The 19,017-nt window shown below is 48.2% G+C and carries 20 protein-coding genes, 1 tRNA gene and 1 pseudogene; 6 read left to right on the top strand and 16 right to left on the bottom strand.

The genetic code is table 11. The features are described from left to right. Positions 1 to 272 precede the first annotated feature (272 nt). The 10 genes and pseudogenes from WOA13_RS07595 to WOA13_RS07550 form a co-directional block, all read right to left on the bottom strand. Positions 273 to 344 (bottom strand) — tRNA-Gly (locus WOA13_RS07595). 128 nt (positions 345 to 472) lie between these two features. After that, positions 473 to 1,627: pseudogene (gene pscS / locus WOA13_RS07590) on the bottom strand (O-phospho-L-seryl-tRNA:Cys-tRNA synthase). 89 nt (positions 1,628 to 1,716) lie between these two features. Then, on the bottom strand, positions 1,717 to 1,992 hold the full coding sequence (locus tag WOA13_RS07585) for a DNA-directed RNA polymerase subunit L (RefSeq protein WP_342127328.1): 276 nt from the start codon (positions 1,990 to 1,992) through the stop codon (positions 1,717 to 1,719). A gap of 31 nt (positions 1,993 to 2,023) precedes the next feature. After that, positions 2,024 to 2,803 carry an exosome complex RNA-binding protein Csl4 gene (locus WOA13_RS07580; RefSeq protein WP_342127327.1) on the bottom strand — a complete coding sequence of 260 codons (780 nt, stop codon included), beginning with the start codon at positions 2,801 to 2,803 and terminating at the stop codon, positions 2,024 to 2,026. 151 nt (positions 2,804 to 2,954) lie between these two features. Next, positions 2,955 to 3,560 (bottom strand): METTL5 family protein, encoded by a 606-nt coding sequence (locus WOA13_RS07575; protein WP_342127325.1) that lies wholly within the window; start codon positions 3,558 to 3,560, stop codon positions 2,955 to 2,957. A gap of 7 nt (positions 3,561 to 3,567) precedes the next feature. Beyond that, positions 3,568 to 4,563, bottom strand: coding sequence for a diphthamide biosynthesis enzyme Dph2 (gene dph2 / locus WOA13_RS07570; protein ID WP_342127323.1), 996 nt, complete (start codon positions 4,561 to 4,563; stop codon positions 3,568 to 3,570). Then, positions 4,550 to 5,122, bottom strand: a complete 573-nt coding sequence (gene hpt / locus WOA13_RS07565) for a hypoxanthine/guanine phosphoribosyltransferase (protein ID WP_342127322.1) — start codon at positions 5,120 to 5,122, stop codon at positions 4,550 to 4,552. The genes dph2 and hpt overlap by 14 nt, the downstream gene beginning before the upstream one ends. 68 nt (positions 5,123 to 5,190) lie before the next feature. Further along, positions 5,191 to 6,789: a VWA domain-containing protein gene (locus tag WOA13_RS07560; protein ID WP_342127320.1), complete on the bottom strand. Its 1,599-nt coding sequence runs from the start codon at positions 6,787 to 6,789 to the stop codon at positions 5,191 to 5,193. A gap of 14 nt (positions 6,790 to 6,803) precedes the next feature. After that, positions 6,804 to 7,928 (bottom strand): magnesium chelatase ATPase subunit I, encoded by a 1,125-nt coding sequence (locus tag WOA13_RS07555; RefSeq protein ID WP_342127319.1) that lies wholly within the window; start codon positions 7,926 to 7,928, stop codon positions 6,804 to 6,806. A gap of 42 nt (positions 7,929 to 7,970) precedes the next feature. Next, positions 7,971 to 8,414 (bottom strand): hypothetical protein, encoded by a 444-nt coding sequence (locus WOA13_RS07550; RefSeq protein ID WP_342127318.1) that lies wholly within the window; start codon positions 8,412 to 8,414, stop codon positions 7,971 to 7,973. A gap of 132 nt (positions 8,415 to 8,546) precedes the next feature. Between WOA13_RS07550 and larE the strand changes: the two genes are divergently transcribed. From larE to WOA13_RS07530, 4 genes are read left to right on the top strand one after another with little or no spacing between them, the layout of a single operon-like run. Continuing rightward, complete coding sequence (larE, locus tag WOA13_RS07545; protein ID WP_342127317.1) at positions 8,547 to 9,368, top strand: ATP-dependent sacrificial sulfur transferase LarE; 822 nt, start codon at positions 8,547 to 8,549, stop codon at positions 9,366 to 9,368. Next, positions 9,368 to 9,814 carry a GNAT family N-acetyltransferase gene (locus WOA13_RS07540; protein WP_342127316.1) on the top strand — a complete coding sequence of 149 codons (447 nt, stop codon included), beginning with the start codon at positions 9,368 to 9,370 and terminating at the stop codon, positions 9,812 to 9,814. The genes larE and WOA13_RS07540 overlap by 1 nt, the downstream gene beginning before the upstream one ends. Continuing rightward, a complete protein-coding gene (locus WOA13_RS07535; protein WP_342127315.1) occupies positions 9,808 to 10,368 on the top strand; it encodes a DUF531 domain-containing protein in 561 nt (186 codons plus the stop codon). The genes WOA13_RS07540 and WOA13_RS07535 overlap by 7 nt, the downstream gene beginning before the upstream one ends. 5 nt (positions 10,369 to 10,373) lie before the next feature. Continuing rightward, the gene (locus tag WOA13_RS07530) at positions 10,374 to 11,513 is read left to right on the top strand and encodes a DUF362 domain-containing protein (protein ID WP_342127314.1); all 1,140 of its coding nucleotides are present in this window, start codon (positions 10,374 to 10,376) and stop codon (positions 11,511 to 11,513) included. A 74-nt stretch (positions 11,514 to 11,587) separates the two neighbouring features. Here the strand turns inward: WOA13_RS07530 and pheS are convergent, their stop codons facing one another. The 6 genes from pheS to WOA13_RS07500 all read right to left on the bottom strand — a co-directional run bounded on the left by pheS (position 11,588) and on the right by WOA13_RS07500 (position 17,161). After that, the gene (gene pheS, locus WOA13_RS07525; RefSeq protein ID WP_342127332.1) at positions 11,588 to 13,069 is read right to left on the bottom strand and encodes a phenylalanine--tRNA ligase subunit alpha; all 1,482 of its coding nucleotides are present in this window, start codon (positions 13,067 to 13,069) and stop codon (positions 11,588 to 11,590) included. 22 nt (positions 13,070 to 13,091) lie between these two features. Further along, a complete protein-coding gene (locus WOA13_RS07520) occupies positions 13,092 to 14,390 on the bottom strand; it encodes a tryptophan--tRNA ligase (RefSeq protein ID WP_342127313.1) in 1,299 nt (432 codons plus the stop codon). Between the two features lie 68 nt (positions 14,391 to 14,458). Next, a complete protein-coding gene (locus WOA13_RS07515) occupies positions 14,459 to 15,670 on the bottom strand; it encodes a radical SAM/SPASM domain-containing protein (protein ID WP_342127312.1) in 1,212 nt (403 codons plus the stop codon). A 1-nt stretch (position 15,671) separates the two neighbouring features. Continuing rightward, entirely contained in the window at positions 15,672 to 15,887 is a 216-nt protein-coding gene (locus tag WOA13_RS07510) for a hypothetical protein (RefSeq protein ID WP_342127311.1), read from the bottom strand. A 113-nt stretch (positions 15,888 to 16,000) separates the two neighbouring features. Next, positions 16,001 to 16,609, bottom strand: a complete 609-nt coding sequence (locus WOA13_RS07505) for a translation initiation factor IF-2 subunit beta (protein ID WP_048205987.1) — start codon at positions 16,607 to 16,609, stop codon at positions 16,001 to 16,003. A 33-nt stretch (positions 16,610 to 16,642) separates the two neighbouring features. Beyond that, a complete protein-coding gene (locus WOA13_RS07500; protein ID WP_342127310.1) occupies positions 16,643 to 17,161 on the bottom strand; it encodes a 50S ribosomal protein L16 in 519 nt (172 codons plus the stop codon). 318 nt (positions 17,162 to 17,479) lie between these two features. Between WOA13_RS07500 and WOA13_RS07495 the strand changes: the two genes are divergently transcribed. Then, a complete protein-coding gene (locus WOA13_RS07495) occupies positions 17,480 to 18,013 on the top strand; it encodes a MogA/MoaB family molybdenum cofactor biosynthesis protein (RefSeq protein ID WP_342127309.1) in 534 nt (177 codons plus the stop codon). 223 nt (positions 18,014 to 18,236) lie between these two features. Further along, a complete protein-coding gene (locus tag WOA13_RS07490; RefSeq protein ID WP_342127308.1) occupies positions 18,237 to 18,938 on the top strand; it encodes an RAD55 family ATPase in 702 nt (233 codons plus the stop codon). Positions 18,939 to 19,017 lie beyond the last annotated feature (79 nt).

Raw genomic sequence — 19,017 nt, 5'->3', positions numbered from 1 at the left:
GGAAAATCAAAAATCACAAGGCTTCGTCCTAAAAAGGATATCGAGTATCCGTTAATCCGCCTGCCACAATCACACGCACATTTGGCGGGAGAAACCGCCTTCATCTTTGAAACAGAACATAATGGGAAGCCTTTATTCATAGTTTCTTTGGATGATGATTTCGATGGAGATATAAAAGTTATACAAAAAAGTGATAATTTATCCCTTGAAACAAGAGTTAAAGCATTAGAAGAACAACTCAATTCCCTGCAAAAAACGCTATCAGAAGGGGATGCGACTGCCGTGATTCGAACACGGGTCCCAAGCTTGGGAAGCTCAGATCATAGCCCCTAAACCACAGCCGCACTCTGTAACCCTATCTTCTTTTATTCTTTTTAGAATTTAGCTGTTTTGGTCTTCTGTTAGTGCTTTAGGCAGTGTTGCAACTAACACCTAGTTGAAAATAGAAAGGAAAGAGAAAGTGAGGCTAACCTCACTCGTATTTCTGGATGATCTCATCGAAGGAGTCTGCGATGAAGGAGAGATTCTCCCTGCCGACTCCGAAGGTGCTGAGCTTGAAGAATTTTGTGAGGCCGGCCTTGATACCGTGGATCTTGCGGGCCTTGAGCTCTTTGTAGAGGAAGTATCTTCCTTTTTTGACCTTTGTGGAGATCTCGTAGAGGTTGGGGGCCTCGAAGAACATGAGGTCGTGGTTGTGGGGTCTGTCTCCCATCTGGATGAGGCCGAGGTCTTCGAGCTTTCCGGAGAACCAGCGGGCGTCTGCTACCTCGTTGTCCCAGTTGCGGGTACGTTTGACGACCTCAGGGAATGATCCGATCATGGTCATCAGGGTGGCACTGCGGGCTGTGCAGCCCAGAAGCTCTATTTCCTTGTTCTTGTTAGTTGGGGATTTCCTGAACACTGTCTCGGCATAGTCGCCGTTGACACCCAGGACTCCGATAGGTCCGCAGCTTGCCATTGACTTGTGTCCGCTTCCTGCGATGAAATCCACGCCCAGTTCCTTGGCATTTACAGGCATTCTTCCCACGGAATATGCACAGTTGAGCAGGATAGGGACGTCATACTCGTGGCAGATGGATGCGATCTTCTTGGCATCTGCGAGGTTTCCGTAATTGCCGTCCGGGTATGTCAGGAGTGCCAGTGCAGGAGCCTTGCCGGTTTCACTGATGGTTTCCTCGATTGCAGTGCCGTAGCCTTCAGGATCGATGTAGTAGTCCGGGCGCTCGGTGGATGGGACCTTTTTGATCTCCATGCCCACACGCTGTGCAGCCACCACTGAGGAGTAGTGTGCAAGGCCGTCCATTACGATGGTATCTCCTTCCTAGCCCACGGCATGCATCACAGCGAACTTTGACTCACGAGCGCCGTGGGTGACACGTGCCTCGTCCACTCCCAGGAACTCCGGGAGGGCGTTGTGCACGAATTCCTGTACCGGGGGCTTCTTGATCAGGTCAAGGACGCCGCCACAGTTGTCGCAGATGGAGTAGCCGTCTCCCCATTCCACAAGGGCACGTCTGGCATCCTCTGTCAGTATTCCTCCGGTCTGCAGGGGGTCGATATTGATCAGACCCTTCGCAGGGCGTTCGATAAATCCAAATTTCTGTAATGATGCATCATCAAGTGTCATATATTCACATCAGCTTCATGCTGTTAGTACAGCAGTATTTTTTATAAAGTCTCAACTAACGCTGTAAGTTACCAAAAAATAAAAAAGGTTCATTCTACAGCCTTGTTAAAGACTGAGATGAACTCGTCGCACTCTGCGATCAGTACTGCAACAGCATCCTTGATAACATCTATAGGATCAGCGTTCTCTGTCTTGATGAACAGGACAGGCTCACTGATTGTAACGTGTTTCATGTCATATGATGCTGTGTGGACACGCTCGTCTTCCAGAAGAATGCTCTTGAGCATGTTCAGGAGAGTGTGACTCTCCCCTGCGATCTCAAGTTTCATTTCATCGTCTGATTTCTCTAAGATCTTAAGTTCCATTTAATGATCTCCTGTGATGATTATGTGATCCTCAAATAATTCCTGTGCCATAGCCTGAAGACAGCTTGCGTGATTCAACATGTCCGCATTCAGGGCACTTTAGTCTCTTATCATCGAGCTTAAGTGTTGCTCCACAGTTGGAACAGCTTGCAGACATTACTCCAAGTTCATCTCCAGCTGTGGTCATCCTCATGTTATCGGTGCTGATCACCTTTGCCTTAACGACATCTGAAACAGAGAACTCCTGTGACATTTCCTTCACGTATGATTCCTTGACATTGGATACGTGGATAGCAGCGATGCCCGGATTGATGAACTCACGTCCGTCGTTTCCTTTAATGCCGCCGATCTGGACAAGTGCCATGGAGTCGCGCACGTTCATTATCGTTCCGACAATGACATCTCCCCTATCAATGGTTGGAGGTGTGCTGGTGACCGGCTTTACAGAAACCTTCCTGCGCTTCTTGTTGACCATCACATGTCCGGTAGCCAGTGAGTGGATGTCTCCCCTGACCGTAAATGTGTTGTCGCCTGCTTCGAACTCCTCTGTGGTTCCGATAAGGTCTCCCGGCAGTACAAAGGTCTTCTCTTCAGGGGATATGTGCTCGAGTTCCTCGACCTCAGGCTCCGGTTCTGGTTCCTGCTTTTGTCTAGGCCTGCCCCTGTTGTCTTTCCTGGAGTCCCTTTTATCTCTTCTTTGGCCTCTGCCGTCCTTTCTGGAATCTCTGGAGTCTCTGTTATCTTTCCTTGGGGCGTTCTCTCTCTTAGGAGCCCTGTTGTTTTCCCTGCCCCCGGTCTTCTTTTCTGCCACTTCTTCCTTTTCACTGGCAACTTTTACTGTTTCTTCTTCGACCTTTGTTTCTTCTTCCTTTGAAGATTTAATGTTCCTTCTGGTCGTTTTCTTTCGGTTTCTTATTCTAATAGGAATCCCTCGTGTAGATTAGATATGCCAGGTTATTTTCTCATTCACCCTGGTCATTCTCCTTTATAATCCTGTATATTTCTACCTCAATTCTTTCTACATCTTTTTTATGGAATTTAAAGGTTCGTTTTATCGGGAACCCTGTATTATACCATTCAGTAATAATTGCGGGTTCTATAAATTTTTTAATAAAGGCCAGACTTCCGCTGTTATGTATGGAATACGTGACATCCCCTACCTTCAGGGCGGTCTTAAGGAATGGCCTGTCACTTCCCTTCACCTGTGCACCAAAGGGCGGGTTCATCACAACGGTATGTGCATGTCCCCGGACCTGCCTGATATCCATGCACTCAAACTCTACCTCCACACCAAGTTTTTCGGCGTTCTCCTTCGCTATCTTGAGTGCGGCAGGATCGGAATCAAAGCCGACGACCCTCTCGGCCCCCAGGATCTTGGCACCAATTGCCAGCATCCCTGTGCCGCAGCCCAGGTCGTAAACGGTGTCCGTAAGGTCACCTTTCATGTACGCAAAATGAAGCAGTTCCGCAGCAAGTAACGCCGGTGTGGGATACTGTTCCAGCGTAACATCTGGGGAATCAAAACCTCTTACCTTCTCAAGAAGGATCTCCAGCTTGCGTTGCTTCATATCTTCCTTACTCTCCCCTTATCTCATCAAAGGTCAGTTCTTCCCACTCGCGCTCTCCGATCACGATCTCGAACTCAGGCGGGGTAAGCATAGGTGCGGAGAACCTGCCAACCTCATCAATTGCAAGTCTCGGGCAGGCGGTGCTCACAAAAGCATCCACCCTGAACTGCAACATCTGGTCAGGTGTTATCAGGTCCATTGTAAGTATGTAAGCCGTCTTGCCATGTTTTTCAGCAAGTTCCTTCAACTGCCTGGCAAGCTCCATCCTGTACTGCCCGGGTTTAGTGGATACAAGTATCCCGAAGGTCTCGGCATCCAGTGAGTTTGCAATGACCGCACTGCGCTGTTTCATTATCTTCCTTGGATCTACCTCGCGAACCTCGTTTGAGAACGGATCCGCTATCAATACCCTCTTTCCAGTGGCAAGGGATACTCCCAGAGGGTGGAACTGTCCGCTTCCGATGTAGAGGTACTCGTCACAGTCGAGCCCGTCGGCAACCGAGAAATTGCATCCCAGAACCTGTCCCGGGTAAGCTATCTTGCTATCCCCACGTCCTATCAGGCATTCCTTACCTTCGGCCTCGAGGATCTCACAGGCATCAGGCAGTTTTCCTATATGCTGCACGGTGGTCATCACACCGATGCGCTTGCCGGTGATCTCAGGGATCGCTTTCCTGACAACCTCCGTCACGTCCGTATCGGAACGGGTCTCAATAAAAATGACCTTCTCACTGTATTTATTATCATCAAGTTGTGCATGCCCGAAGTGGAAAAGTATGTCAACATTGTCAAGGATGGCAACATCGAGGTCGCATGCACCATAACATGGATTTGCAGATATCAGTATTTCAACGCCGGTGGCTTCACTTATCCGGTCTGCGATAGCTGTTCCCCTTCTCTTAAAACCTTCAGGGAACTGCAACCCTACAACAGAGGGCTGTGCATCCTTTATTGTATCAATGATGTATTCGATCCTGAAATCGAAAGGTTCACTGCTGCTCACCAGCCACCTCCAGGATGGAGACTCCGTCGTGGTCGACATCTATTTTCACAAGTGTATCGACCTCGTAGCCCATGTCCCTCATCTTTGCAGCGCCATCTCCCCTGCTGATCACAACGATCACGTTGGTTATCTGTGCTCCCATCTTCTCAAGGGCAGGCAGGAGTGCTTTCAATGTACCGCCTGTGCTGATAACGTCATCCACCACAAGGACTTTCTCGCCCTTGTTCACTCCATTGATGAAAAGTTCTCCCTTTGAGTATCCGGTGCTCTGGGACAGTATCATCTCTCCCTCAAGACCGTACTGCCTCTTCCTGACAATGGAGACTGGAACACCTGTCTTCAAGGACAGTGCAGTCGCAAGAGGAATGCCCATAGCCTCGATGGAAACGATCCTGTCATAATCGGTACCTGCAATGTTTATCATATGCTCGGCGATCTCGTCGAGCAGTTCTGGTTCCAGCGAAGGTACACCGTCAGATATCGGGTGTATAAAATAAGGGTATTCGCCTCTGTTCACAATAGGTGCTTTCCGGAGTGATTCCTGAAGAACTTCTAACATATTATCTTGCCCTTTTGATTTAGGTCAGGCTGCATCAGCAGCCATGTTTCGTCACGATCATACAAAGATCAACCGGAAGAAGCAGAAGATGCGATATCCGTCAGATCGTCACGTTCCTCTTTTATTGCAGAATAAAGTGTTTCCTTACTTAAAAGTACTGGATGGTAATACCTGCCGCCTGCAACCTCTGCCAGCTCCCCGGCAAGTTCACTTCCATCGTTGCTGATATCAACGACCAGCATGTTGACCTTCTGGTCTGCGATCCTCTTGCACACCTGCATGAGTTCTCTTTTGATATTCCCTCCAAGACGCAGAGGCACATTTGCCGTTCCATCGGTGACAAGGATCATGATCGGGACAGCAGCAGGTTCACGCTTCAGTTCCTGTAGCAGTGTCTCAAGTCCTGTGAGCATTCCCGAGGCCATCGGGGTGGTTCCGCCGAAAGGTACCGTTTCCAGATACCTCTTCGCAGCTTCAACCGATGAAGTGAAAGGCAGCACAAGGCCTCCCTCCCTTCCGCTGTATGTGACCAGTGATACACGGTCCCTTCTCTGGTATGCGTCCTTCAGTAACGCAAGGACAACATCCGTCGTGACCTTTATCTTCTCGCTCTCATCCATGGACCCGGATGTGTCAAAGACGATGTTGATCAGCGTGGAGATCCTCCTCCTTCTGATCTTCTCCCTGATATCTCCCTTTGTTATCGTGATCTTCCCGTCCACAGCACGGTGTGCTGCAGCCCTTATGGTCGGAGCAATAGCAATGTCTGTGATCTTCTCCCCTGGCATCCTGTATCTCACATACCTGCCACGCTTGCTCTTGGTAAGCACTTCCGCACGCCTGCCTGATTTGAGCCTGCCTGATACCACCTTCTTTTTTTGCTTGTTCCTGGCAAAATCGGTGAGTATCTTGCTGACCACCTTTTCATCTTCTTGATGGTCTTTTTTCTCTGCAGCCACTGGCCTTTCTTCTTCGGGTTCGCTTTCCGCTTCAGAACTTTCTTCAGTTTCCGATGCCGGCTCGATCTGCTGCTCTTTCTCCACAGCGTCCTCTTCAGGTGATCTCACCTCAACATCCTGTGTATCATCCGTAACGGTTCGGACTTCTTTTTCAGGAGCCTGTTCAATTGATGTTTCTCCTGTCCGGGTATCGTCCTTTTTGATAAGTACCGGGGCATTTTTCCTTATCCTTCGGGGTCCGCTACCGACACAGGGTTCGTATTCCTTTGGAACGAGGTCCACCCGGATGTCCTCTTCAATGCACTCTGCAGCTTCTTCACCGACCTCTATGTTCATTACCGATATCGGGTCATCTGCAGTCAGAGGTGCAATTTCTATTTCTGCTTCAGGTTCCACTTCAACTTCCATTTCAGAAATTGTCGGGACATCAACCTCCTCTTCCATAGATGCAAAGAATGAGGCCGGGTCAACAACGACATGGTCATTGTCCGAGATGATGAAAACGTCTTCAATATCTTCATGACCCAGCTTTTCATTCCTGGAAAGAAGTATCTCATGCACAGCCTGTGTATCTTTCCCACTGATCTGTGAGAGTTCCTCTAATGGTAACCTTATACTGAGAACGAGCCTTCCGGGGTTGAAGACCTGTATGTCATAATCCCGGTCAAGGTTCCTTCGCATACGGGAAGCGGCAGATCTGTCCTTCATAGGTTATACCCTTGTCAGACCGTTCCGTTCACAACAGCACGCAACTGCTCTGCACTGAACTCCTCTTCTTCGAAAGGCTTCTTTCTCATCCTGTGCGGGAGCACCATCTCGGCTGCTTCGATAATATCCTCGTTGGTTATCCTTTCCCGGTTCTCGTAAGCAGCATTTGTGCGTGCAGTACGCTCGATCATGATGTCTGCCCTGTGGCCGTCCACATTGAATGCCATGCATATCTGTGCGATGGTCCTGAGGTTCTCACGGGTGGTGGTGATCCTTCCGAGGATTTGCTTTGCTTTTATGATCCTCGTACGGAGCTTTTCCTGCTCGCTCTCAAAGTCCCTCCTGAACTGCTGAGGGTCCTTGTTGAAGCGGTTTCTTCTTTCAATGATCTCCACACGTTGTTCGATGTCGGAAATTCCTTCAACTTCCACCTGCAGTGCTATCCTATCCAGAAGCTGCGGGCGCAGTTCTCCTTCTTCAGGGTTCATGCTTCCCACAATTATGAAGTTGGCAGGATGGCTGACACTGACACCTTCCCTCTCGACAGTGTTCACTCCCATTGCAGCTGCATCCAGCAGGGCATCCACAACGAAGTCGTCCAGCAGGTTGATCTCATCCACGTACAGGAGGTTCCGGTTGGCCTTTGCCAGTATACCGGGTTCAAATGCCTGTACGCCTTCCTTGACTGCCTTTTCGATGTCAAGGCTGCCCACTACCCTGTCCTCAGTGGCACCCACCGGCAGGTCCACCACTTTCATTGGTGACTTGTCGATCCTGATCATGCCTTTCTTCTGCTTGTCCCTGCACTCCCAGCAGAACTTCTCTGTGTCCAGTGGGTCACAGTTGTACTTGCACCCTTCAATTATATCGATCTCCGGAAGGATCTCTGCCAGTCCCCTTACAGCGGTTGATTTTGCAGTACCCTTCTGTCCTCTTATCAGCACTCCGCCAATTGAAGGATTGATGGCATTGAGGATAAGGGCGCGAAGCATCATCTCCTGTCCTACGATACCGGAGATCGGATACATTACCCTCTTTGTTCTTGTTTCTGTTCTCTGTATGTCCTCAAAGCTGGCCCTCTTCTCCTCTTTAGGCTTCGGGACTTCCTTTATGCTGCCTGTGATATTGGTAAAGCTCATGATATCCTTGTCCTGTGAATTTTAGCATAGTCGTCTCATTGGTCACATGTATCTCAGGATCAGGGCGGAGGTCAGTGCTATGAAAAGCAGTATAAGCCCGATGATGAACATTATGAAGACGATTCGTATCCTGGGATTCTTATTCGGTTTGTTCAATGCATTCAGTTCTATCAGGGAATAGAACATGGTTATCAGGAACACTATCGAAGAAAGTAGCAGCAATGACCCTGCCACGACAATGAATTCCGCGGTCCATGTAAGGTCGTTTGCATTTATCAGATCTAAAAAAAAGCTCTTTCCATGGCGTTCATAGGCGGAGGTGATCCACATCATCGTGTATGCGATCTCCGCAGCACCCAGTATCGCAGCACATATGGAGGTTGCCACAAGAGTGGCCATGGCCCCGATATCCGGTAGTTTCAGGTCGATCTCCCATTCATTTTCCACTTTTTCACCTTTCTCTCTTGTTGTAAATGAGCTCTTCATCCCCTGAGCCCTCATTATAATTATCAGTAAGTTACTTCATTTATATTGTTGAATTAATAAAACTTTATCCGTATATTGCCCAATTTTGCAGCTTGCACTACTTATTTATCCGTACGGACCTTTGGAACTACTGTGAGCATACCTGAAGATTTTTCCCTGTTAGAAAAGATCGAAAATATCAAAGGAGCGATAGCTGAAAAAGAAAAAGTGCTTGTCGCTTTCTCCGGGGGCGTGGATAGCACGACGCTTGCAGCCCTTACTTTTGATGTACTTGGGGATGATGCCCTTGCGGTGACGCTCAACTCCTGTGCGATCCCGCAGAGTGAACTGGATGATGCAAAGAGGATCGCTGAACAGATCGGTATCCGGCATATGGTGATGGAACACGACATGCTTTCCGATGATATGATCAGGCATAACCACAAGGATAGGTGCTATTTTTGTAAAAAGCTCGTAATGAGCACACTGAAAGACGTGATGGAAAGGGAAGGTCTGAACGTGATCGTAGAAGGCACCAATGCTTCCGAGATCACCGGCCGCAGGCCGGGCTGGGCTGCCATCAATGAGGCTCGAGGGATGGTAATGACACCTTATACGGAGTTTGGTGTAACAAAGAGCGAGGTCAGGCAGATTGCCCGCCATCTCGGTCTCGATGTCGCCGACAAGGTCTCAAATGCCTGTCTCCTATCAAGGTTACCCTATGATACGGAAGTAACCCCACAATCCCTCCGGAGGATCGAACAGGCCGAAGACTTCCTTTTCTCTCTTGGCATTAGCCATGTCAGGGTCAGGGATCATAACGGCATTGCACGTATCGAGGTGTTGCCGGCTGATTTCCCTGTCGTTAATGAGAACAGGAAAGAATTGCTGTCGCGTTTCATGGAACTGGGCTATTCCTATGTTACACTTGATATGGAAGGGTTCAGGAGTGGAAGTATGGATGAGGTACTATAATGTCTGAATACGTTGACGTGGCTATCAGGGAAGCGGATGAGGAAGACGGGGAGCATGTGCAGTGTCTTCTTTCAACTTATTTCCTCGATATGGATGAGGTTCCTATAGACGATTTCATTGTTGCGGAGGCCAACGGTAAGATCGTTGGTGTTGCAGCTCTAGCGGACAGGAACTGCTGTGAGATCCACTCCATTGCGGTACACCCCAATTATCGTGGTAATGGTATCGGTTCAAGGATGGTTTCCTCCATTTTTGAAACGGTGGATAAGGACAGGATCTATGTCAGGACCAGTTCTCCCATCTTCTTCAGGAAACTGGGATTCATAGAGCTTCCCATGGCCGAAAAGGCCAGCCTGTGGGAGGATTGCCGGGAATGCGACAGGTTTGAAGGATGTAAACAGCACGTTATGTGCATTCAACTGGATGAGAGGTCTGAATCTTGTTAACACTTGGTATTGTGAACACTTATGATAAAATAAAGGTGCTTGATGCCCATTACCGCGCGATCGCAAGGGCGGCACCAATTTGTTACGCTTATGGTTTTACACTTTGTCTTTTTGATTTTCCTTTCAAGATGACACCGGAAGAGCTCGTAGAATATGTGATGGACAAGACTACCATCGGTGAGTCTGGAAAATATCTGAAACTGCTTCACGAAAGCAATCGCCTGTTCGTCTTCGATCTCCCCAAGAAGGGCTTCCAGTCCCAGTTCGGCACTCCTGTGATCACCAGCTCAAAGCCGGAGGAGAAATATGTTGTAACTCCCGAGGAGATCGCAGACGGAGTGGAACGCAACAAGTCCTATCTTCTGCTTGTGGGACTTGGCAGGAAAGGTCTCCCTAAGAAATTGTTTTCATTCTCGGATCACCATCTTGACATTACATGCAACGGGATCTCTCTTGAGACCTGTACTGCTATCGGTACCATTCCATCATACATCATGGGGATCGTTGATACTAGGAAGAAAATAAAGAAAAACAGTAGGAACAGGAGCTATTAACAGGGATGAACCCCGGGAACAAAGTATCCATAGTCCGTTGTGAAGATTATTCGAATGCCAGGGAGGCGGTCAGGGAAGCAATTGACCTTATCGGTGGACTTGATTCCATCATTTTTCCCGGTGCAAGGGTACTTTTAAAGCCTAACTTACTTGCAGCTGAACCTCCCGATAATGCGGTCACCACACACCCTGCCATTGTATCTGCAATGTGTGAGCTTGTTTTGGAGGCAGGTGGAGTTCCCGTTGTAGGTGATGGGGCAGGTATTACACATCCGGGAGTTACCGATGAAGCCCTGGATATGTCCGGTATAAGGGAAGCTGCCCAAAAGACCGGTGCTGAGGTCCTGAGCTTTGAGACCTCGGGGTATGAGGTCGTAAATGTTCCTGATGCCTCTCATTTTTCTCAGCTTTACCTTGCGAAACCGGTGAGGTATGCGGATTTGGTTATATCCCTTCCAAAACTCAAGACCCATGAACTGACCCTTTTTACAGGTGCTGTCAAGAACATGTTCGGTGGCATCCCATTAAAGTTACGTAAAGAAGCACATCTGCTCGGAAAAAAGAACCTTTTCTCAGAGGCAGTAGTTGATATCTATTCCGCAAGGGTGCCTCATCTTGCATTAATGGATGGTGTTGTGGGGATGGAAGGCAATGGTCCGGCAAGGGGCACGCCTGTGAACGTGGGTGTGTTGATGGCAAGCTATGACTGCGTATCTCTGGATGTTGTAGCTTCAAAGCTGATCGGTCTTGATCCGATGCAGGTTCCTACAAATGAGGCAGCGATAGCGAGGGGCTATGGGACAAAGGATCCGGAAGTATGCGGGGTTCCTCTGAATGAGGTTACTGTGAAGTTCAGGCTTCCGGGTACGACACTCGTGGGAAGTGCACCACCTTTTCTTGTTAGCAGGCTCGGTAAGCTGTTCACAATCAGGCCAGTCATTAATACCGTACAGTGTACCATGTGTGGTGCCTGTGTTCTTAACTGCTCGGCACATGCCATTGAACAGAATGAAGGGATGCTGAAGATCAATGACAATAAATGTATTCTCTGCTATTGTTGCCGTGAGCTGTGTCCTTCAGGAGCTGTGAAAATGAAGCGTTCCCTTTTTGCAAGTATACTGATGAAGGTCCGTAACCGCGACTGATGTAAGATGTTTTATAAAGGACGAATCAAAAATAGGTTCAAGCGGCACAGAGGCCGCTCATGTAATGTGTTCTATTAATCTTTTAACTGGCAGACCTGACTCTTGCGCAGCCATTCGATGTCTGACTGGTAGAGTTCACGCAGGTCCTTGAGGCCGAGCTTGAGCATTGCTACACGGCTGACACCAAGACCCCATGCAAGCACAGGCTGCTTTATACCGAGAGGTTCGGTAACTTCCTTACGGAAAACTCCGGCTCCACCGAGCTCAACCCATCCGAGTCCGTCAATATATACCTCGGGTTCCACACTTGGTTCTGTGTATGGGAAGTATCCCGGCCTGAACCTGACGTCCTCGAATCCCATCCTGTGGTAGAACTCTTCAAGGCAGCCAAGCAGGTTTGCGAATGACATGTTCTCGTCCATGATCACACCTTCGAGCTGTTCGAACTCAGGGGTATGGGTAGGATCGATTGTCTCACGGCGGTATGCCCTGTCGATACAGAATGCCTTAAGCGGTGGATTTGGGTTGTCTGCAAGGTACTTGATGGTGACTGCGGTGGTGTGTGTCCTCAGTACATCGCGCTTTGCAATATCCTCGCTCCATTTGCCTCCCCAGCCAGTGGAATCGATATCTCCGCCACGCTCGTGCATGTCCTTGATGCCGTCCTTGTATTCCTCAGGGAGGTCTGAACGACTGGACAGGTGGAAGGTGTCCTGCATCTCTCTTGCAGGGTGGTCCTGTGGCTGGAACAGTGCATCGAAGTTCCAGAATGAGCTCTGCACGACATCGCCCTTGATCTCGGTGAATCCCATCTCAAGGAATATCTGGCGCATCTGGTCGATGAGGCGCTGGTATGGGTGTACCTTTGCACCGTACAATGGTTTTGGTGGTGTCTGGATATTGTAAGGCCTGAAGTTCTTGTTCTTCCATTCACCGCTCTTGAGTAATTGTGATGTGATCTGTGTGATCTCCTCTTCGATGGTGATGCCTGCTTTTACAAGCTCGGTACCTGCATCTGTAATGGAGACTATCCGGTCCTTTTCCTCGGTCTTTGAGACGAGCTTTCGTTTGATTAGGTCCTTTATGGTCTTGCCATCTGTCCCAAGCTCTTCAAGGGTGCTTGCTTTCTCTGTGAAGCTGGCAAGTACCTTCTCGTCCTCGGTTTCATCTGCATCTCCTGATGGCACCATCATTCCGTTCTCGATGCTTGCCCAGCCTTTCTTACGAAGCCATCCGGTTGCAATACCCACCATCTTTGGTGAAAGGTTCTCTTTGAGCTCATCGATAGCTGTTGGCTCGGAGAGCGCGCGGATCAGCTGGCGCTCGGGGAGTCCCTCTTTTGCATAGGTAAGACCTTCGTCTGTTAGTGAGTACAGTTCTGTAACGGTATCGTTCACTTCTGCCAAGCCGTTCTCTGAGAGCAAAAAAGCGGATTGCATTGCAGTTTCCACTTTCATGGATGCTTTTTCTGCAAGCTCTTCCGGGGTTGTGGATGCAAGTTCATCCAGTGCGAGCAGCACGTTTTTCTCATTCGTGGTAAGGTTATAGTTGCTCATGTCGGTCAGGGTCCTTTTAGGTTTATAATCCGTAATCGTCCAGCCGGTCCTTTGCCAGCTCACGCTTCTCCTGGTGTTCTGTCAGGAATTCGGTCATCAGTTCTGCAGCAAGGGATTTGCAGCTTCCGCACATGCGTTTTCCGCAGATACATTCATTGTAGATCTCTTCCAGTTCCTTATCGTCTTCCACGAGGTGGAACATAAGGAGCTCGAATGCGGAGCAGTTGTTCGGATCTCCTCCAAGCTTTTTCTGCTCCTCAAGTGTCATCCTGCCGCCGGTCTTGGCACGCTTGACCTTCTTTGCAGCGGCCTTTGGATCTTCCTTTAGTGAAATGATGCTCTCAGGAACACTGCTGGACATCTTTCCGCCCTGCAGTCCTGACATGAACCTGTGGTAGGTGGAAGATGGAGGTACAAATGCGTAGCCTCCATATTCGATCTCAACTTCCCTTACGGTGTTCAGGAGCTTGGTGTAGTTATCAGCACCAAAGACATCCACATGTCCTTCGAAAAGCTTCGTATCCCATGGGAGCCTCTCTGCGATATCCGCAAGTGCGCCTTCAGGGGCAGCTTTGCTACGAACGCTGAAGTACTTGTTATCGTTCTTGTCCTCACGGCCTTCGATCCTGAACATGTTCATCTTGTGTGCGATGCCACGTGTCAGGCGCATGTGTGGGTCCTGGTCTGCACCCACCGGGATTACCGTAGGCTTCGGTCCGCCAAACTCAGAAAGCTGGGGGTGAAGAATATCGGCACTCTGGGACAATGTGCTCACCATGTGGGATACACTGGTCTCTCCGCTGAACCCGTAGATAGCACTGAGCTCGGAGAAGTTCGTCTTTGACCCCAGTTCGAAGGTAAGTTCTTTGACGTTATCGGATTCTGACTGGAAGTATATGTGGCCGTCAGGTTCAAAACCAAGGGCTATCAGGCTTACAATGTAATCCTCAACACCGATCTGGCGGCATTTTTCCCATGAGACCCCTCTTACGGAGTATGCTTCACGGTCCGCAATTCCCACAAAGGCATCAGCACCCATCTTCTGGTGCCAGATGATCTCTTCCATGACCATTTTGTGCCCCAGATGCCCGCCTCCGGTAGGCATGAAGCCGCTCATGACCGAAAAAGGGTCTTTGTTCTTCATTGCATCTGTTATCAGGTCATAGCTCCTGTGGCCGAAGATTATCTTCCTTCGCATGTACCTGTGTGGGTCAGGGAGTTCAGAGCAAATGTCCTCGAATGGCAGGATGCCAAACTCGTCGAACAACTTTGAGTAATCGTCAATATTGACTGAACCCCAGGGGTCAAGTTTCGTATTCATGTGCTGCCTCTGTCAAATTCCGCTTAAAGATTGTTATTATCCTTGAATCACTTGAATGTATATATCGGTTACCTGATAAGGTCGAAGTCATAGGGGACCTCTGCATCATCAGGTATCTTCGATACCAGCTTCAGGTAATCCTTTTCCTGCATCAGGCAGGAGTGCCTCTCTCCCTTGAAATCGCTGACTTTGCGTATCCTTCCCCAGATGGTCCTGAGGGAGTCGGTATTGATATTACCGAAACTGAATGGTATGTAAGGGCATGGTTTTACCGACCCTTCCACGCAGACATGAAGCCAGCGCTGTCCGGCAAGACATCCCAGCATCTCACCTTCAAAGTAGGTATTTGCGAAGATCCTTGGTCCATCCTCTGAGGCATTTATCCTGTGGTACATATCCATGATTACTTCCCTGTCCTCATCGGTGATAATAGGGTCCTCAGGTTTCTTTGGTACTGATTCCCACAGTGAGAACTCGTGCACTCCAAGTTCTTTTGCAAGCTGGTACATGGATGTCAGCTTTTCCATGTTCTTCGGGGATACATGGGTGCACATGGTGACGAGTAGTCCTGCGTCAAGGCCGTACTTTATTGCACCGGTAGCCTTCTCAAAGGCACCTTCCAGTTTTCTCACATCATCGTGCTCTTCCGGAACCGTGGAATAGATGCTCACCAGGAGGTTATGGAGTCCGACCTCCTTTAGCCGTTGAGCGACCTCCGGTGTCATATCCGTGCCAGGGGTGTACATGTTAACGATGGCACGGTCCTTGTCAACGTAATCGATAAGTTCGAATATGTCCTCGCGAAGCAGTGGGTCCCCTTCGGTGAAAGTGATGACCACGGCACCCATGTCCAGAGCCTCGTCGATGGTCCTTTTTACGGTATCCACATCAAGGTCGCCTCCGCCACCGCTGATCAAACAGTGGTCGCATTTGCATTTGCAGTTCCTTGTGATCTCAAATGAGACTGTCTCAGGGATGTATTTCCCAAGTGCGATCTGGGTTTCTGCATAGAGTAGCCTTTTGAAGACCTTGCCGGGTATAGGGGGCAGCCATGTGGATGCTATGACCCTGTCCTTTTCGACCAGGGCGGGTTTCTCAGCTTCAAGGGTCGCATTGATCTTTTTCAGGAAAGGTGAGCAAACTCCTCGTAAATGTCCCTTCGCTTCCAGTTGCAAGAACCCGTTCAGATGCTTCAGGTCAATTGTAAGGCCTGGCAGGGAAAGTACTGTTATGTCCTCTTCAGGCTGGTCCGTATCTGTTTTTTCGTAAGTGTCAGGCATCTTAAAATCCTCTTTGATCAGGTCTTACAACCTCTGTCAGTTTATCTGTATAGGCCTCAGGCTCTGTGGTGTTGACATTTGTTCCATGTAAAAAATGAATTCCGAAACCGGATCTTGCCAGTTCCGTTCTCCCCTGTGGGGGCACCAGGTCATTGTTTGGGAAACCGCTTCCAATGAATCCAATAGCTTCTGGTCTTGAAATTGGTTCCCTGTACATCTAAACCCTCTTTTAAGATCGTTCTTTTCTTCAATATCTTCCCCTGTATAGGATCAGTCAGGGAAGATATTTCAGAAAGGGTGTAGACCAATGATCGAAATAAAGAACGCGGATCAAACGCGTTCTGCAAATGCAAGATTTCCGCTGATCCTCTTTATCTTGACCTTTACCACGTCACCCTTTGCAGCGCCAGGGACAAATATGGTGAATTTTGCAAGTTTGGCGATTCCGTCTCCTTTTGAACCAACGGCATCGATCCTTACCTCGTATTCCTCGCCTTCTTCAACTGCATCGCGTGGGGTTGCAATTGTGGTTCTCCTCTTCTTGACAGGACGGTGTGCACCACAGGCGGCGCATTTGAGAACCATTATCCTGCCTTCCTTTACAAGCTGGGTATCCGGACGGTTGCATTCGGAACAAATGACATATTCCTCAACGTAGGCGTCGATATTTGCTTTGATGCTCTCTTTTGGGAACTTACCCTGGAAGATTGCACGGCTCCCATCAAGTTTACCGGCTGTACCCATTTCCCTTGTGAGGTATTTCATAAGGTGGTCAGGTTCTCTGTTGAGTACGTCCGCAATGTTCCCAAAGTTATCCAGGACGGTGGTCTTACCTTCCACAAATATCTTGGGTTCGGGAATTACGAAACGAACATCCGTAGTTTCCACATCAGGGAGATTTTCAATTGCCCTTTCCAACAGCGCTTCGTAATCATCCATTTTGATACCCTCTTGTTTTGATCAATGTTTATCTTACTGTACCAGTTCCATACCCTGATCGACAACGATCCTTACAGGGGTTGGGAGTTTCTGGCCAGCTTTTCTCAGAGCATCTTTTGCCATTGGGAAATGCTCTTTGTTCACGGAGATGGTGAATACCTTTTGTCCTGCAGAAACTCTTGCTGCAGTACCTACATTCTTGCCCCATGCTGCTCTCATTCCACTTGAGACACGGTCTGCTCCTGCTCCAGTAGCCTGTTTGTTCTCCCTGAGGACCTCGTGAGGATATACCCTGAGCTTCATGTGGTAGCCGGTACGGCCTGCTCCTGATGTCATTGTTCTGTTTGCAGTGATACGTGCAGCTTCGAGAGCTTTGTGCTGGATCTGGCATTTCTCATCTGCAATCAGTGTGATCTTCACCGGGAATTCAGCTTTCTTGTTTCCATCATCGTAGTGGATTACGTGGCTACCTGGAACACCACCCATGTATTTTCTTCTTGTGTTTGAACGTGATTTTACGTTTCTGTACATACTTGCTGGTTTTCTTACCATGAGATTGAACCTCCTTAATATGATCAGTGTGATCTTAAGAACGCATTGTGTGTCCTGCTTTTTTGATCTGTTCAGCAGATCTCTTTTTCGGATCTGTTGGCAACGCGTCTTGAAAATCTTTACTTTGTAAATGTGTCAATGGTGCATCCCCCTACTACTTAGGGGTTTATAAGTCTTATCAGTAGAAAGTGAATTTTCATTTTTTATGTGAAGTTTTAACTTACACTTTATATATGTGATTTTTGGCAAGTCATCCTTTTCAATTTGTGGTCGCAATGCTCCAAAAACCAATATATACTGCATATCTATATTTCATACATGGACTCTGTTACGCAAAAACACAAGAAGGATGTAAAAAAGAGCCTTGGTTTTCATATTATTTCAATATCTTCTTCAAGGTTTGCCACATATGGTTCAGTCCGCTCTCCCTCAGATGCCGATGATGTGTCCGGTGAGCTGATGGAAGATCTTGTGAAAAAAAGTGGGCATAATGTCCTCGGATATGAGCTCGTCTCCGATGATCCGTCGACTATAAAGATGGCTGTAATGGATGCCCTCCAGAAGGAGGCAGATATTATTGTGACGACCGGCGGTACCGGACTGACTCCTGCCGATATAACCATTGAGACACTTGCTCCAATGTTTGAAAAGCAGATGCCGGGGTTTGGCGAACTTTTCAGGTATAAGAGCATTGATCAGATAGGTTCTGCAGTGATACTGACCCGTGCAGCTGCCGGGACTGTAGGGGATAAAGCTATCTTCTGTTTGCCCGGGTCTCCCGGTGCAGTGGAGCTTGCTCTCTCGGATATAATTCTCCCTGAGGCAGGGCATGTTATAAAGCACATAAGATAATTCCTAATAGGATGTAGGGGCATGCCTCCAATATATTTTGACAGTCACTACAAAAGATATATTATAATATGACTATCTTCTATATTGTGTCTATAATGTGGGTGAACCGGTGCGATATTATATTTATTTGATCACATCTGGTTGCATTTTGGTTCCCTGTAAATAAACAGGATAACTGACCCGTATTCATTGACAGGTCCCAATTCACTATAGGAAGGTTTACATGGCTGGATATTTGTTTGGTATCAAGGAACTTGATGATCTGATCGGAGGTGTCAAAGAGGGTACCAACCTGATGCTTATCGGTCCTCCTATGAGTGGGAAGGATGATCTTGTGAATGCCATTATATACAATGGTCTCAATGAGGGCGATTCATCCATTATAGTTTCCACCCGTGAGACAGGGGAACGCGTACTTGACTGGTTCTCCGATAACGGCCTGGAGGTCGATTCTTCTAATCTTGGTGTTGTGGATTGCGTGACTAAGACCCTTGGTATTCCAACATCTGATGATGCTCACATTAAAAGGGCCTCAAGTCCTGTTGACCTTACCGGGATAGGTGTAAGGATCGGTCAGTTCTTTGAGGAGTACCTTGTAGTGAAAAAGGCTCCGGGAATGAGGTTCTGTATCAATTCCCTTTCTACAATACTAATGTATTGCAATCTTCAGACCCTGTTCCGGTTCTTACATGTCTTTACAGGCCGTATCAAGGCATCCAATTCACTTGGGATCTTCATTGTGGAAGATGAAATGCATGATACGCAGACAATAGCAACCCTTAAGCAGCTTTTCGACGGCATGATCGAAATAAAGGAGACCGAATCCGGTCACTCTGTCAGGGTAGTGGGCATTACTCCAAAACCAACTCCATGGTACGACTTTGAGATCGATGGAAGTAATGTGACCATCGGGAAACCTGAATGAGCATTTTCTTCGGGTCACAGTAGTTGATAATGCAATATTTCCTGCGTATATGGCGCAAGGTATAATTGACATAAATTTT

Origin of the sequence: Methanococcoides sp. LMO-2 (assembly GCF_038432375.1) — an archaeon.
Lineage (GTDB): Archaea > Halobacteriota > Methanosarcinia > Methanosarcinales > Methanosarcinaceae > Methanococcoides > Methanococcoides cohabitans.
Note: the sequence above shows the minus strand (reverse complement) of the source record. Positions and strands in the feature narration are given on the sequence as shown.

Bases quoted from the DNA above. Each gene is read 5' to 3' on its own strand.
- WOA13_RS07560 (WP_342127320.1), bottom strand. From the start codon at position 6,789: ATGAAGGACAGATCTGCCGCTTCCCGTATGCGAAGGAACCTTGACCGG.
- hpt (WP_342127322.1), bottom strand. From the start codon at position 5,122: ATGTTAGAAGTTCTTCAGGAATCACTCCGGAAAGCACCTATTGTGAAC.
- WOA13_RS07495 (WP_342127309.1), top strand. From the start codon at position 17,480: ATGGACTCTGTTACGCAAAAACACAAGAAGGATGTAAAAAAGAGCCTT.
- WOA13_RS07520 (WP_342127313.1), bottom strand. From the start codon at position 14,390: ATGAATACGAAACTTGACCCCTGGGGTTCAGTCAATATTGACGATTAC.
- WOA13_RS07550 (WP_342127318.1), bottom strand. From the start codon at position 8,414: ATGAAGAGCTCATTTACAACAAGAGAGAAAGGTGAAAAAGTGGAAAAT.
- WOA13_RS07585 (WP_342127328.1), bottom strand. From the start codon at position 1,992: ATGGAACTTAAGATCTTAGAGAAATCAGACGATGAAATGAAACTTGAG.
- WOA13_RS07500 (WP_342127310.1), bottom strand. From the start codon at position 17,161: ATGGTAAGAAAACCAGCAAGTATGTACAGAAACGTAAAATCACGTTCA.
- WOA13_RS07505 (WP_048205987.1), bottom strand. From the start codon at position 16,609: ATGGATGATTACGAAGCGCTGTTGGAAAGGGCAATTGAAAATCTCCCT.
- WOA13_RS07575 (WP_342127325.1), bottom strand. From the start codon at position 3,560: ATGAAGCAACGCAAGCTGGAGATCCTTCTTGAGAAGGTAAGAGGTTTT.
- WOA13_RS07510 (WP_342127311.1), bottom strand. From the start codon at position 15,887: ATGTACAGGGAACCAATTTCAAGACCAGAAGCTATTGGATTCATTGGA.
- pheS (WP_342127332.1), bottom strand. From the start codon at position 13,069: ATGAGCAACTATAACCTTACCACGAATGAGAAAAACGTGCTGCTCGCA.
- WOA13_RS07555 (WP_342127319.1), bottom strand. From the start codon at position 7,928: ATGAGCTTTACCAATATCACAGGCAGCATAAAGGAAGTCCCGAAGCCT.
- WOA13_RS07490 (WP_342127308.1), top strand. From the start codon at position 18,237: ATGGCTGGATATTTGTTTGGTATCAAGGAACTTGATGATCTGATCGGA.
- WOA13_RS07515 (WP_342127312.1), bottom strand. From the start codon at position 15,670: ATGCCTGACACTTACGAAAAAACAGATACGGACCAGCCTGAAGAGGAC.
- WOA13_RS07530 (WP_342127314.1), top strand. From the start codon at position 10,374: ATGAACCCCGGGAACAAAGTATCCATAGTCCGTTGTGAAGATTATTCG.
- WOA13_RS07540 (WP_342127316.1), top strand. From the start codon at position 9,368: ATGTCTGAATACGTTGACGTGGCTATCAGGGAAGCGGATGAGGAAGAC.